The following is a 14,347-nucleotide window of genomic DNA, read 5'->3' on the forward strand; positions in this document are numbered from 1 at the left end:
TGGAAGCACGTTCTTCCACCTGCTGTACTGACTGTCCTGGATAACCATGCTCGAAAAAAGCTTCGTCCCCGCCGATCATGAAAATGCCCTCTACGACGCGTGGGAGAAAAGCGGCGCTTTCCGAGCTCACCCCGACCAGCCGGGTGAGCCTTTTTCGATCATGTTCCCGCCGCCGAACGTCACGGGCACGCTGCATCTCGGCCATTCCCTGAATTTTGTCCTTCAGGACATGCTGATTCGCTGGAAACGTCAGGAAGGATTCAATGTCCTCTGGCAGCCAGGGACAGACCACGCGGGCATCGCCACGCAGATGGTCGTCGAGCGTGCTCTCGACAAGGAAGGCACCAGCAGAACCGCTCTGGGGCGCGAAGGTTTTCTCGAACGCGTCTGGGACTGGAAGCAGGAATACGGCGGCACGATCGTCAAGCAGCTCCGCAAGCTCGGCGCCTCGGCAGACTGGGAGCGTGAGCGCTTTACGATGGACGACGGATTGTCCCGTGCTGTCCGGAAAGTTTTCGTCACCCTTTATAATGAAGGCCTGATTTATCGCGACCGGCGGCTGGTGAACTGGGATCCGAAGTTCCGTTCGGCCATTTCGGACCTGGAAGTGGAAAACCACGAGACCAAGGGGTCCATGTGGTATATCCGCTATCCGCTGGAAGACGGCCGGACCATCACGGTGGCCACAACACGTCCGGAAACCATGCTGGGCGATGTTGCGGTGGCTGTTCATCCTGAGGATGAGCGCTATGCCGATATGATCGGCAAGACCGTAATCCTCCCGCTTACGGGGCGTCGCATTCCTGTTGTCGCCGATCTGCATTCCGATCCGGAAAAGGGCACAGGCGCCGTCAAGATCACGCCGGCACATGACTTCAATGACTTTGAAGTCGGCAAGCGTCACAATCTGCCGGCTCCGACTGTCCTTGATGAAACGGCCTGCCTGTGGATTGAGGAAATCCGCCCTGAGCTGCGCGACGTCGAAGGACTGGCTTCGGTTGCGTTCGTCGAATCCCTGAATGGGCTGAGCCGCGAAGAAGGCCGCAAGCAGGTTGTTGCCGAGCTTGAGCGTCTGGAGTGGCTGGAGAAGATCGAGCCGCACAAGCTTCAGGTGCCACATGCGGAGCGTGGCGGTGCAATCGTTGAGCCGCGCCTGACGCTTCAGTGGTACTGCGATGCCAAGACGCTGTCCGGCCCCGCCGTAGAGGCGGTCGAAAGCGGAAAGATCGCTTTTGAGCCGCGGCAGTGGGAAAACACGTTCCACGCCTGGATGCGCGATATCCAGCCCTGGTGCATCAGCCGGCAGCTCTGGTGGGGACACCGAATCCCGGCTTGGTATGGGGCGGACGGCAAGGTTTATGTCGCGGAAAATGAACAGGATGCGCAGGCCCAGGCTGGCGAGGGCGTAAGCCTTACGCAGGATGAGGACGTTCTGGACACATGGTTCAGCTCCGCCCTGTGGCCCTTCACGACGCTTGGCTGGCCTGACAGGACGGAGGAGCTGGCCCGTTACTATCCGACCAGCGTGCTGGTTACGGGCTTTGACATCATTTTCTTCTGGGTTGCCCGGATGATGATGATGGGCCTGCACTTCATGGATGATGTCCCGTTCCGGACTGTCCTGATTCACGGGCTGGTCCGGGACGAGAAGGGCCAGAAGATGTCCAAGTCCAAGGGCAACGGTCTTGATCCGCTGGATCTTGTGGCCGAGTTCGGGGCGGATGCGACGCGTCTGGCAATCTGTGCGGGCACGGGGCCGGGACGGGATATCAAGCTTGGGCGCAAGCGTGTTGAAGAACACCGCGCCTTTGTCACGAAGCTGTGGAATGCCGCGCGTTTCCTTGAAATGAACGGTGCCCAGCCGACGGAAGACTTCGACCCGGCGAGCGTCAAGAGCGCGCTTGGGCGGTGGATCCTGACGGAAGCGAACGATGCCATCACCGAAGCGGGACGGGCCCTGTCGGTCTATCGTTTCGATGAATATGCCAATTGCTGCTACCGGTTTGTCTGGAGCCGGTTCTGTGACTGGTTCGTGGAGTTCTCGAAGCCCGTCTTTGCGGCGGAAAACGAGGAAACCGCGGAGTTGCGGGCTGTCAGCGCGCATGTTCTGGGGCTGATCCTGCGTCTGATGCAGCCGGTCATTCCGTTTGTGACGGCGACGCTGTGGCAGGAGCTTGGCTATCCGGGCAAATTCGAGGAGATCCGCTGGCCGGAGATCATGACGGTGACCCGGGCCGACGAAGCCCGGGCCGAACTGGACTGGGTGATCCGGCTGATCGGAGATGTCCGGACGGTGCGTTCGGAAATGAACATTCCGCCATCGCAGAAGGCTCCACTTCTGCTGCGCGATGCGGCTCCGAGAAATCTGGAGCGTGCGAAGACATGGGCTGAGGCCATCGGCCGTATGGCTCGTGTTTCGGAAGTCGGCGTGGTCGGAGAGGATGCACCGCGCAATGCGGCCCAGATCGTCCTCGACGAGGCGACTGTTTTCATTCCGCTGGAAGGTCTGATCGATCTTGAGGCTGAACGGGCGAGACTTGCCAAGGAAATAACCCGGATTGAAGGCGAGATCCTCAAGGTCACGCGCAAGCTGGACAACGCGGACTTCGTAGCCCGCGCCAAACCGGAAGTCGTGGAAGAAAACCGCGAACGTCTGGCGACTTTCCAGAGCGATCTGGAGCGGCTGAAGGCGGCTCTGGGGCGTCTTGCCTGAGTTGAAAACGGCCGCCTGCCTTGCAGGAGCCATTCTTGCCGTCATGGCAGGCGTGGCTGAGGCCCGGTCGTTACCGGAGGGGCGAAGCCTTGAGACTGCGACCCTCGCGGGGGAGCGTTTCGAGGTTTCGGTCTTCCGGCCGGCGGCGTGTCAGATCCGGGCCATCCTGTTCGTGCTTGCAGGAAAGAACCGCAACAGCGCCACATATCGCGACGACACGATCCCGCTCGCCAGACATGAATGCAGTCTGGTGTTCGCGCCCGACTTTCCGGTGGCGCGGTTCTCCGTTCAGCAATATCAGCGCGGTGGTTTTCCGGCGTTACAGCAGACGCCTCCTGCGGCGACCTACATGAAGCTGCTGGAGCAGTGGGCGCGGGCGGTTTCCGGCGAGCCGCGCTTGCCGATCATTCTGATGGGGCACTCCGCCGGAGCACAGTATCTGGAACGGGTTGAAGCCTATGCTCCGGGCGAAGAGGTCATGACGGTCATCATGAACCCCGCGACCTATGTGGAGCCTGAAACGGAGACAGCGGTCCCTTACGGGTTCCGCAACTGGCCGGAATCCGGCAATCTTCCAGACCTCAAGCGCTATCTTTCACGAAATATCGCCGTCATTCTGGGAGCTGAGGACACCGAAACGTCCTCAGCCACAGAACATATTCCCGCAGCGACGGAACAGGGCCGCAACCGCCTTGAACGCGGACAGTGGGCCTATGCCCAGGGCCGGGAACAGGCTGAAAAGCTCAATGTTCCCTTTGGCTGGACGATTACGCTCGTCCCGGCGACCGGCCATGTCGCCTCGAAGATGCTGGCGTCCGCCGAATTGCAGGACGCCGTGGAAACTGCGATCAGATCCGCGTCTTCACGATGATCTGCGACAGATCGCGAACGGCGCCATGGGCCGCGCTCGTGGTCATTGCGGCATAGGCCTGAAGGGCTTTCGAGACCACGCGCTCACGGTTCGGCTTCCAGGCGCTGGCGCCACGCGCATTCATGCGCTCGCGGCGGTCGGCAATGTCGGAATCTGAAACGGCGAGGTGCAGAGTGCGGTTCGGAATGTCGATCTCGATGCGATCGCCGTCCTCGACCAGACCAATCAGGCCGCCTTCCGCGGCTTCGGGGGACATGTGGCCGATGGACAGGCCCGAGCTTCCACCTGAGAAGCGGCCATCCGTGATCAGGGCGCAGACCTTGCCCAGACCTTTCGACTTCAGATAGCTCGTCGGGTACAGCATTTCCTGCATGCCGGGGCCGCCCTTGGGGCCTTCGTAGCGGATGACCACGACGTCACCGGCCACGATGCGGTTACCCAGGATAGCCGCTACGGCATCGTCCTGGCTCTCGAAGACCCGCGCCGTTCCCGTGAAGGTCAGGATGCTGGCTTCGACGCCAGCCGTTTTGACGATGGCGCCATCTTCGGCAAGGTTGCCGTACAGCACGGCCAGACCGCCATCCTGCGAGAAGGCATGCGCCTTGTCGCGCAGGACGCCGGCTTCGCGGTCCTGATCCAGTTCGTGGTAGCGGCTGGACTGCGAGAAAGCATGAACGGTCCGCACATTGCCAGGCGCGGCCTTGAAGAGATGAGCGGCCTCTTCGTCGCCGTTCAGGATGTCCCACTTCTTCAGTGCGTCCCCGAGTGTCGGTGCGTGGACAGTCGGAACATCCTTGTGGATCAGGCCAGCGCGGTCCAGTTCACCCAGAATGGCGGGGATGCCGCCGGCGCGATGGACGTCTTCCATGTGCACGTCATTCTTGGCCGGTGCGACCTTGCACAGATTGGGCACACGACGTGACAGGCGGTCGATGTCGTGCATGTGGAAATCGACTTCACCTTCGCGGGCTGCCGCCAGAAGATGCAGGACCGTGTTGGTGGAGCCGCCCATGGCGATATCGAGCGTCATGGCGTTCTCGAAGGCCGCGCGCGTGGCGATATTGCGGGGCAGGACAGACGCGTCATCCTGTTCGTACCAGCGGCGTGCGAGTTCCACGATCCGGCGACCTGCACTCAGGAACAGTTCGCGACGATCGCTATGGGTGGCGAGCAGGGAGCCGTTTCCGGGCAGGGACAGGCCCAGTGCCTCGGTCAGGCAGTTCATGGAATTGGCCGTGAACATGCCCGAGCAGGAGCCGCAGGTGGGGCAGGCGGAGCGTTCGATCTGTTCGGACTCGCTGTCGGACACGTCCGGATTGGCGGCCGCGACCATGGAATCAATCAGGTCCAGCTTGCGCGTCACACCCGGGCCATTGATCTTGCCGGCTTCCATCGGGCCACCGGAGACGAACACGACGGGGATGTTCAGGCGCATGGAGGCCATCAGCATGCCCGGCGTGATCTTGTCGCAGTTGCTGATACACACGATTGCATCCGCGCAGTGCGCATTGACCATGTATTCCACGGAATCCGCGATCAGTTCGCGCGAGGGCAGGGAATACAACATTCCGCCATGGCCCATCGCGATGCCGTCATCCACTGCGATCGTATTGAATTCCTTGGCAATTCCGCCAACTTCCTCGATCGCGGACGCCACCAGGCTACCCATATCCTTCAGATGGACGTGGCCAGGCACGAACTGCGTGAAGGAATTGGCAATGGCGATAATGGGCTTGCCGAAATCGCCATCCTTCATACCCGTCGCCCGCCAGAGCGCACGTGCGCCAGCCATGTTGCGGCCATGTGTGGTGGTGCGGGAACGGTAGGCAGGCATGGAAGATACTTTCATGACGGAAGAAGGCCCTGATCCATAGCGAATCAGGCGCGAGGAAGCCAGTGCAGGAAAGATATGAAAAGCCGCGCTGGCTCCTCTTGCCCGAAAGACTCCGTCCGGTCCAAACTCGCAACAAAAATCAGGAGCCTTTCGTGAGACGTCATTTTCTGAGCCTCGGCACCGCTCTGGCCGCGACATTCCTGTGTGCGGCACAGGCCGCCGAACCCGCCACATCCACCCCTGCGGTCACGCCTGACATGATCCAGACGGGCAGCGACATTCCCGCCCATGTCAGCATGCCGATCGACCAGCGCGATTACATCAAGCGCGACGTGATGATCCCCATGCGTGATGGCATCAAGCTGCATACGGTCATCGTGATCCCCAAGGGTGCCAAGAACGCCCCGATCCTGCTGACCCGTACGCCCTATCATGCCAGCGAACGCGCCAACCGCGTTCCCGATGCCTCGACCATGCGCGCCATCCTGCCGCAGGGGGACGGCGTGTTTGTGGATGAAGGCTATATCCGCGTCTTTCAGGACGTTCGTGGCAAGTATGGCTCACAGGGCGACTATGTCATGACGCGGCCGCCGATCGGCCCGCTGAACCCGACCAAAACAGACGATACGACCGACGCCTGGGACACGATAGACTGGCTGGTGAAGAACCTGCCCGAGAGCAACGGCAAGGTCGGCATGACGGGATCGTCCTATGAGGGCTGGACCGTCGTCATGGCGCTGCTCGATCCGCATCCGGCGCTGAAGGTTGCGGCTCCGGAAAGCCCGATGGTCGATGGCTGGATGGGCGATGACTGGTTCCATTACGGTGCGTTCCGCCAGCCGGGACTGGACTATTTCACGGCGCAGATGACGGAAGCCGGCTCCGGTCCGTCCATTCCCCGCCCGGATGCGGACGACTACACGACGTTCCTCGCCGATGTCTCGACCGGCAATTTCGCGACGAAGGCGGGGCTGGACCAGTTCCCCTGGTGGCGCCGCATGAAGGCCCATCCCGCCTATGACGCCTTCTGGCAGGATCAGGCACTGGACCAACTGATCGTGAAGAAGCCGCTCAGGGTTCCGACGATCTGGGAGCAGGGTCTGTGGGATCAGGAGGATATGTGGGGTGCGATCCATTCCTGGATGAATCTGAAGGCGCATCACACGCAGGTTCCGAACATCCTCGTCATGGGGCCGTGGCGTCATAGTGGTGTGAATTATGATGGCTCCACGCTTGGCCCGCTGCATTTCAACGGTGACACCGCCCTGTGGTATCGCGCCAATGTCATGCGTCCGTTCTTCGATCACTATCTGAAGAACGCGCCTGATCCGCATCTGGATGAAGCCATCATCTACAATACCGGTGAGAACCACTGGGATCACTTCCGCAACTGGCTGAGCGACTGCACCACGACCTGCATGCAGAAGGGTGAGCGCCTGTATCTGCAGCCGGATCATGGTCTGGCCTTCAAGCGCACGCTGCCTGAGACGGACAGTTATGTCTCCGATCCGGCCCATCCGGTGCCTTTCGTCCAGCGTCCGTACATGATGGGCGAGGATCCGCGCTGGAAGGCCTGGCTCGTGACCGACCAGCGGTTCGCCGAAAGCCGTCCGGATGTGCTGACCTACGAAACGCCCGTGCTTGATGCTCCGGTCACGGTATCGGGTGTGCCGACGGCCGATATTTTCGCCAGCACCACGGGAACGGATGCGGATTTTGTAGTGAAGATCATCGATGTCCAGCCCGGTCTGACGCCGGATAATCCGCAGATGGGTGGCTATGAGCTGCCGATGTCGATGGATATTTTCCGCGGACGTTACCGGCAGAGCTTTACGCATCCGTCCGCCATTCCGGCGGGGCAGGTGCAGGAATACCGCTTTACGCTTCCGGCCATGAACCATGTGTTCCAGAAGGGGCACCGGATCATGATCCAGATCCAGTCGAGCTGGTTCCCGCTCTATGACCGCAACCCCCAGACCTTCGTGCCGAACATTTTCGACGCCAAGGCTTCGGACTATCACGTCGCGACCCAGACCATCCACCGCGGTGGCGATCACGCCAGCGCCATCTGGCTCCCGACCGTCGCACCCGCGCAGTAATCCCGCGCGCTTCATGCCATCCGGTAACTCGTCAGACAGGATCAGCCTTCCCATATAGGAGGGCTGATCCTTTTAGCGGAGCATCATCATGACGACCCAACAGTCTTCCATCCTTCTTGGCGCAGGCTGCTTCTGGTGCGTCGAGGCCGTCTTTAGCGGCCTGCGCGGCATCATTTCGGCCGAACCGGGCTATGCCGGCGGCTCCGTCGACAATCCAAGCTATGAAGCCGTCTGCACCGGGCGGACGGGCCATGCCGAAGTCGTAAAGGTCGTGTTCGATCCGGCTGAAATCGGCCTGGAAGATGTCCTGCGCGTGTTTTTCACGACGCATGATCCCACCCAGCTCAACCGGCAGGGCAACGATGTCGGCACGCAGTACCGCTCCGTCATTTTCGGGGATGCCACCCAGCAGGAAACAGCCCGCAGGGTGCGGGCCGAAATTGAGTCTGAAGGCATCTGGCCTGATCCGATCGTGACCTCCATCGAAGGGCCCGCCCATTTCTGGCCGGCTGAGGAAAAGCACCACGACTATTTCGCCCGCAACCCGCAGACGGCGTATTGTGCGGCAGTGGTGGCTCCCAAGGTCGCCAAGGCCCGCAAGCTTTACCGCGACCGCCTCAAGCAGCCTGACTAAGGCGGAGTATAGGTGCTTTGTCGCGGAGCGTTTTTCGGATACCGTGACAAACCATGACAAAGACACCTTCTTTCCCGCCGCTCCGTACCCGCCAGGCCCGCTATGAAGCCGGCGTGGCCCTGCGCAAGACCGTCAAGCGCAGCAGCCACGCCCTGTGGGTTCCGCCTGCAAAGCGTCCTGATCCGATCGGGATCCTGCTGCAGCAGGGGAAGAGCCGGATCGCGGATCTGCTGCCGATCCGCCATCAGCGCATGAAGGCCTCGCCCTTCGCGTTCCTGCGGGGGGCAGCGGCTGTCATGGCGTCTGACCTGTCCTTCACACCAAAGACCGGGTTGCGGGTGCAGTCCTGCGGGGACTGCCATCTGGACAATTTCGGATGCTATCCGTCTCCGGAAGGGCTTCCGGTCTTTGATATCAACGATTTCGATGAAACCGCTCCCGCGACGTTCGAGTGGGACCTCAAGCGTCTGGCGACGAGCCTTGTTCTGGCGGGGCGCGAGGCCTCGCTGTCTGAAAAGCACTGCCGTCGTCTGGCGGTCTCGGCTGTTCAGCATTACGTCGATGAAATTGCCCGTCTGTCGAAGCTTCCGCCGCTTCAGGCCTGGAACGAACGGATCGATGTGCGGGCGGTCATTGACGGGATCGTGGACGACAGGATCCGCACGGGCATGATGGAGAAGATCCAGTCCGAACTCGGGGCCATTTCCGGTCATTTCGGCATGATCGATCCCAAATCCGCAGGACGCCTGAAAGAACATCCGCCTTTCGTCACACGCCTGCCACAGCACAATGACATCGTCCGTGGCGCCTTCGCACGCTATGTCAGCGACCTGCCGCCCGAACGCAGGATCGTTCTGGAGCGCTATGCCCTGCAGGACGTGCTGTTCAAGGTCGTCGGCATCGGCAGTGTCGGGACGTTCTGTGCGCTCGGACTGTTCACGACCGCCGATAATGAACCCCTGATCCTTCAGATCAAGGAAGCCCAGACCTCCGTTCTCGAACCTTTCCAGGGCGCTGTGGACCTGCCCAACCACGGGGAGCGGGTCGTCACTGGCCAGCGCATCATGCAGGCCAGTTCGGATACGTTCCTGGGCTGGACGCACACCACCGGAAAGCGCACGACCGACCAGACCGGACGCAAGGCCGGTGGGGGCCGGGACTTCTATGTGCGCCAGACCAAGGATGTCCGTCTGGCCATGATCGGCGAGAAGATCGAGGACGCGCTTTTACCGGAATATGCCGCACTCTGTGGGAGGACCCTGGGCCGTTCACATGGCCGCTCCGCCGATCTGCCCCTGCTGGCCGGCTATCTGGGGAAGGGACATTCCTTTGCACGCGCTATTGCCGATTTTGCAGTGCTCTATGCGGATCAGAGCGAGAAGGACTGGAAAGCCTTCACGCAGGCCATCGCGGACAAGCGCGTCTGCTGCGCCTGAGGCGCGAGCTTATTCCTCGTTCTCCAGATGGAAGCGGTCGGATTCCTCGTCATAGTCGAACAGCTCGGCATAGCGGGCCCAGCCGATGGCCGTGGTGAGGGTCTGCCGCGCATAATCGGGTGACATGCTCTCTTCCATGGCCTTGCGGAAGCGGGCGGCGTCCACGGTGTGGCTCGAACGCTCGTCCAGCGTACTGCGGATGGAACGCAGCAGGGGCAGGTGATGCAGGAGCGCTTTGCGCATCAGATCCTTGCGGGTGTCGGAATCGCCTTCGACAAAGGCCTGACCATCGGGCGTCAGCAGAATGTCGCCATCCTCAAGCTCCGCCAGATCCAGAAGCTGAAGTGACTCACCCAGCGGCAGGAGGTCATCCAGCGTCATCTGGAGGCGCTGTGCCAGTTCGGGCAGATCGGCCCGTCCTGAGAGCGGCTCACTTTCCAGCACTTCCATCAGTCCGACCAGAACCTCGACCGCCAGATCCGGCAGCACGATGGAGAAGGGCGGAAGCGCTGTGGCCGAGGCAACGGGTGGCTGGACGGGGTCCGCCTCGGAAACGATGGGCGCGCGGCGTGTCATGAGTGCGTAGATCTGGTCCACGAAGCGGCGGAAATCCTCGTCGTCGCGGTTGCGCGGATGCGGGAAAGGAACTGCGATCTCGTGTGTTACGCGACCGGGGCTGGAGGAGAAAATGAGGATGCGGTCGCACATCAGAACCGCTTCTTCGATCCCGTGCGTCGCCAGAAGCATGGCTTTGAGGGGCAGGCGCTTCTCGTCCCACAGTTCGATCAGATCGGTCCGCAGGTTTTCGGCACTCAGGACATCCAGCGCCGAGAACGGCTCGTCCAGCAGGAGCAGGGACGGCTGAAGCGCGAGCGCGCGCGCAAAGGAGACGCGCTGGCTGAGGGCTTCGGACAGTTCCTTCGGATAGGCATTCTCGTAGCCTTCAAGCCCCATAACCTCGATGGCGGCGTCGGTCATGGCTTCGCGCTCGGCACGGGGCAGGCGGCGCATTTCCAGACCCAGCGCCACATTCTGCCGCAGAGTGAGCCAGGGAAAGAGCGCGCCGGACTGAAAGACCGTCGCCACACCATCCAAGGGGCCTGTTACGGGCGCACCCTGCCAGAACACCTGTCCTGACATTGGCGGGGTCAGGCCGGCCATGATCCGCAGCAGGGAGGATTTCCCGGAGCCGGAACGCCCCAACAGACCCAGTATTTCACCCGTCCGCACATCGAAGCTGACATGATCGAGTACGACCAGATCCGTGCTGCTCTCCTTGAGATAGGTCTGGCGACATTCGCGAAGGGACAGGAGAGATTTCATGGGTCTGTGGATTTCAGCCTGAGGTTCAAATCGTATATTTCTGGGCCGCATTCACGGCGAGAGGTTGCAGGACCAGTCGATCCAGCAGCATGGAAAGAAGCGTCAGCAGCATCAGCGCGAGGATCTGCGCCGCCACGGCCCCGCTCAGGGCCTCGGAAAGCAGGGCGGCCCCAAGGCCGCTATCGGACGGCACGAAAGCCTCCGCCACCATCACCGCATTCCAGACCGGTACCACCGCCGTCAGCAGGCCGCCGCACAGTTCCGGCGCGATGGCAGGAAGCAGAAGGCGCCGCCACAGCAGGACACCCCGCAGCCGCAGACCCGCCGCAACCTGTCTCAGACCTGAGGGAATGGCTTTCGCCGCGTCGAGCACGACGATCCCGACCAGCCAGTGCGCGCCCAGAAAAAGCAGGATGACCGGTGAATCGAGCCCCAGCTCCCGACAGAGCGGATAGAGGAGCACGGCCGGAAAAAGACCGCAGGCCATCACAGCCATCCGGCAGACATTGCGCAGGGAGGATCCGTGCTCGCTGATCACAAGACCCAAGGGAACCCAGACCAGTACACACAGCAGCAGCGTCCCACAGACATGCGAAAGCGTGAGCACGCTCTCGGCCAGATCCGCGGGAACCTGCCCCAGAAGGCCGGCGTGATAGACCGCATAAACCAGAAGAAACAGGGAAACGACAGGCAGGAGCGCCTCTGGAAGCTCCCGGACTGTCCTGTGGCGCTCGGGCAGGATGCTGCGCGGACGACCCAGGCGCCAGTTCCCGATCCAGACGAGGGCATCACTCACGCCTCCGCTGAGCCAGAGCATGAGCTTTGTGCGCCGCCAGATCGTCAGTAACCAGGATTGCGGGCGTGCGCGTTCCTCGAACGGGCCTTCGGGCCGATAACGCTGCGCCCAGCCCACCATGGGACGCATGAGAGCCTGATCGATCACGAGGATCAGCAGAAGAATGATCCCGGAAACTTCGACGATCCGGAGCGGATGATGGTCCAGCATGGCCTGCAGGGCGTCTGCACCACATCCGCCCGTTGCCTGATGGCTCATCAGCATCATCAGACCTTCGGCGGACAGCAGCCGGACCCAGAAAGCCGGCATGGCCTGCATGGCTCTGAAGGTCGTCAGGGGTACGGCGACTGGCATCTGAAGGCGCCAGAAACGCTGCCAGCCCGTCATGCGCAGGCCGGTTGCGACTTCATCAAGCGCGGGGGGAAGCGTGTCTTCCGCGTCGAGCACGGCCGTCACGATCCGCCAGATCATGCTGGACGCGGCAACCAGCATGATGGTCAGGGTCGGGGGAAAGAGCGCAGCCAGGATTCCGATCAGGCCGAGGCCCGGCACGGCACGGGCGACAGAGAGGGCGGGGATGAGAAATGCCCTGAAACGGGGCCACTGGCACGCCGCACCTGAGAGAAGCAACGATGCTGCCACCACAATCAGCAGAGACAGGATCACATGCAGGACGGTCAGCCCCGCCATGTCCCACAACGGCAGGGGCGCAGCCGGTGGCATGGCGGACAGGACAGGCGCGACAGAAGCGCGGGGCAGCACCAGAAGTGCAAAAGCGGTCGCGCAGAACAGGATCGAAAGTTCGATGCCGCTCATGCGCTGGCGCCAGCGATGCATGATCCGCATGGGCATGGCCATCGGGCTGCCCGTCATGATGCGCGCGATCCTTCCTCTTGATGGAAACCAGAGGTTAGAAAGAGACGTCTGGAAGGCTCAAGTGTTTTCTGCATGTCACCGGCCGGATCAGTGGCCGGTGCTGCCAAAGCCGCCCTCGCCACGCGCCGTCTCATCCAGCGTCTCGACTTCCGTCCAGCGCAGGCGGGAGACGGGGGCCAGCACGCCCTGCGCGATCCGGGTGCCACGCTCGACAGTGAAGGGTTCGGTGCCCGCATTCATGACGATGATGCGAAGCTCGCCGCGATAGTCTTCGTCGATGGTGCCAGGCGAATTGGGCAGTGTGATGCCATGCTTGAGAGCCAGACCCGAGCGCGGGCGTACCTGAAGCTCGTAGGCGGGCGGCAGGGCAATGCACAGCCCGGTCGGCACCAGAACGCGCTCACCCGGAGCGATCGTCATGGGGGCGTCCACTGCGGCCAGGAAATCGAATCCTGCGGCACCGGCGGTCGCATAGGCGGGAAGGGGAAGGCCTTCGGAATGAGGCAGGCGCGTGATGCGCACATCAATCAGGTCTGTCGTCATGGCCTCTGTCTTATCCCGGATTGCGATCCCTATGAAGATGGGTCAGCGAAGAACGCGGCAATCCTCTGCGCGATCTGTTCCGCGACATCCGTTTTGTCCATTTCCGGCCAGCTCTGAACGCCATTGTCGTCGATCAGGCTGACGGTATTGCGCATGGCGCCGAACACGCCCTGACGCACATCATTGGCCACCAGCCAGTCGCACCCCTTGCGAAGACGCTTGGCCTGGGCGTTGTCCAGAACGTCATCCGTCTCGGCGGCAAAACCTACGACAAGACGCGGGCGTTGTGGAGCGCGGCAGAGCGTTGCCAGAATATCCGGGTTTTCCACCAGTTCGAGTCTGGGTGGTCCATCACCCGTCTTCTTGATCTTGCCCGGGGCCAGTTCCTTTGCGCGCCAGTCGCTGACGGCGGCGGTGCAGACGGCAGCATCGACCGGCAGAGCTGCTTCACAGGCTGCCAGCATCTCGCGGGCGGTCTGAACGGAGATGCGATGGACGCCGTCAGGCACGGGGATCGAAACCGGTCCACTCACAAGTGTGACGTTCGCGCCCCGTGCCGCCAGAGCCGCCGCAATGGCATAGCCCTGTCGGCCGGAAGAATGGTTGGACAGGAACCGCACGGGGTCGAGCGGTTCGACAGTCGGGCCAGCCGTCACGAGAATGCGGCGTCCGGCCAAAGAGCGGTCCGGCATCAGGATATGCAGGATGGCGTCGCGGATCGCGGACGGCTCACTCAGACGGCCCGCGCCGACTTCTCCGCAGGCCATGGCTCCCACGTCTGGTCCGACGATGGAAACGCCGCGTGCTTCGAGAACTTTCAGATTGGCCTGCGTCGCGGGATGTTCCCACATCCGCACATTCATGGCCGGGGCCAGAAGGATGGGGGATGTGGTCGCGAGCAGAAGGGTGGTCGCCAGATCATCCGCAAGACCATGGGCCATGCGCGCCATGATGTTAGCGGTGGCGGGACAGACGACCACAAGATCCGCGCTCCGGGCGAGGGCGATGTGCCCGATCTCGCTTTCCTGCGTCGGCTCGAACAGCACGTCATGCACGCGCTCGCCCGCCAGTGTCTCAAGGCTGAGCGGGGTGACGAAAGCCTTGGCGGCCTTGGTCATGACGGGCGTGACGGCAATGCCCTCAGCCCGCAGCAGCCGCACCAGCTCAAGCGCCCGGAACGCCGCAATGCCGCCCGAGACGATCAGCAGGACGCGGCGCATGG

Annotated in this window: 10 protein-coding genes; 5 read left to right on the forward strand and 5 right to left on the reverse strand. The window is 62.1% G+C overall.

All coding sequences use genetic code 11. The annotated features are described in order from the left end of the window. The first annotated feature begins 46 nt into the window (after positions 1-46). Complete coding sequence (locus HKD27_RS06025) at positions 47-2,713, forward strand: valine--tRNA ligase (RefSeq protein WP_194688896.1); 2,667 nt, start codon at positions 47-49, stop codon at positions 2,711-2,713. Continuing rightward, complete coding sequence (locus tag HKD27_RS06030; RefSeq protein ID WP_194688897.1) at positions 2,706-3,584, forward strand: hypothetical protein; 879 nt, start codon at positions 2,706-2,708, stop codon at positions 3,582-3,584. The genes HKD27_RS06025 and HKD27_RS06030 overlap by 8 nt, the downstream gene beginning before the upstream one ends. Here HKD27_RS06030 and ilvD read toward each other — a convergent pair. Then, entirely contained in the window at positions 3,562-5,418 is a 1,857-nt protein-coding gene (ilvD, locus tag HKD27_RS06035) for a dihydroxy-acid dehydratase (protein ID WP_194688898.1), read from the reverse strand. The genes HKD27_RS06030 and ilvD overlap by 23 nt on opposite strands. 152 nt (positions 5,419-5,570) lie before the next feature. Between ilvD and HKD27_RS06040 the strand changes: the two genes are divergently transcribed. The 3 genes from HKD27_RS06040 to HKD27_RS06050 all read left to right on the forward strand — a co-directional run bounded on the left by HKD27_RS06040 (position 5,571) and on the right by HKD27_RS06050 (position 9,587). Further along, positions 5,571-7,517, forward strand: coding sequence for a CocE/NonD family hydrolase (locus HKD27_RS06040; protein ID WP_194688899.1), 1,947 nt, complete (start codon positions 5,571-5,573; stop codon positions 7,515-7,517). 88 nt (positions 7,518-7,605) lie between these two features. Continuing rightward, entirely contained in the window at positions 7,606-8,151 is a 546-nt protein-coding gene (gene msrA / locus HKD27_RS06045; protein WP_011253990.1) for a peptide-methionine (S)-S-oxide reductase MsrA, read from the forward strand. Positions 8,152-8,204: 53 nt separating this feature from the next. Continuing rightward, the gene (locus HKD27_RS06050) at positions 8,205-9,587 is read left to right on the forward strand and encodes a DUF2252 domain-containing protein (RefSeq protein ID WP_011253991.1); all 1,383 of its coding nucleotides are present in this window, start codon (positions 8,205-8,207) and stop codon (positions 9,585-9,587) included. A gap of 9 nt (positions 9,588-9,596) precedes the next feature. On the opposite strand, the gene HKD27_RS06055 is transcribed toward HKD27_RS06050, so the two are convergent. The 4 genes from HKD27_RS06055 to coaBC all read right to left on the reverse strand — a co-directional run bounded on the left by HKD27_RS06055 (position 9,597) and on the right by coaBC (position 14,345). Beyond that, positions 9,597-10,910 carry an AAA-associated domain-containing protein gene (locus tag HKD27_RS06055; RefSeq protein ID WP_011253992.1) on the reverse strand — a complete coding sequence of 438 codons (1,314 nt, stop codon included), beginning with the start codon at positions 10,908-10,910 and terminating at the stop codon, positions 9,597-9,599. 25 nt (positions 10,911-10,935) lie between these two features. Continuing rightward, a complete protein-coding gene (locus HKD27_RS06060) occupies positions 10,936-12,579 on the reverse strand; it encodes an ABC transporter permease subunit (protein ID WP_194688900.1) in 1,644 nt (547 codons plus the stop codon). Positions 12,580-12,669: 90 nt separating this feature from the next. Further along, positions 12,670-13,125 (reverse strand): dUTP diphosphatase, encoded by a 456-nt coding sequence (gene dut / locus HKD27_RS06065; protein ID WP_011253994.1) that lies wholly within the window; start codon positions 13,123-13,125, stop codon positions 12,670-12,672. Positions 13,126-13,154: 29 nt separating this feature from the next. Next, positions 13,155-14,345 carry a bifunctional phosphopantothenoylcysteine decarboxylase/phosphopantothenate--cysteine ligase CoaBC gene (gene coaBC / locus HKD27_RS06070; RefSeq protein ID WP_194688901.1) on the reverse strand — a complete coding sequence of 397 codons (1,191 nt, stop codon included), beginning with the start codon at positions 14,343-14,345 and terminating at the stop codon, positions 13,155-13,157. Positions 14,346-14,347 lie beyond the last annotated feature (2 nt).

Origin of the sequence: Gluconobacter sp. R75690, assembly GCF_015244525.1 — a bacterium.
GTDB classification, from domain to species: domain Bacteria; phylum Pseudomonadota; class Alphaproteobacteria; order Acetobacterales; family Acetobacteraceae; genus Gluconobacter; species Gluconobacter potus.

What these genes read in the sequence shown, in the direction of transcription:
- HKD27_RS06060 (WP_194688900.1), bottom strand. Translation starts at nt 12,579, where the DNA reads ATGACGGGCAGCCCGATGGCCATGCCCATGCGGATCATGCATCGCTGG.
- ilvD (WP_194688898.1), bottom strand. Translation starts at nt 5,418, where the DNA reads ATGCCTGCCTACCGTTCCCGCACCACCACACATGGCCGCAACATGGCT.
- coaBC (WP_194688901.1), bottom strand. Translation starts at nt 14,345, where the DNA reads ATGCGCCGCGTCCTGCTGATCGTCTCGGGCGGCATTGCGGCGTTCCGG.
- dut (WP_011253994.1), bottom strand. Translation starts at nt 13,125, where the DNA reads ATGACGACAGACCTGATTGATGTGCGCATCACGCGCCTGCCTCATTCC.
- HKD27_RS06025 (WP_194688896.1), top strand. Translation starts at nt 47, where the DNA reads ATGCTCGAAAAAAGCTTCGTCCCCGCCGATCATGAAAATGCCCTCTAC.
- HKD27_RS06050 (WP_011253991.1), top strand. Translation starts at nt 8,205, where the DNA reads ATGACAAAGACACCTTCTTTCCCGCCGCTCCGTACCCGCCAGGCCCGC.
- HKD27_RS06055 (WP_011253992.1), bottom strand. Translation starts at nt 10,910, where the DNA reads ATGAAATCTCTCCTGTCCCTTCGCGAATGTCGCCAGACCTATCTCAAG.
- msrA (WP_011253990.1), top strand. Translation starts at nt 7,606, where the DNA reads ATGACGACCCAACAGTCTTCCATCCTTCTTGGCGCAGGCTGCTTCTGG.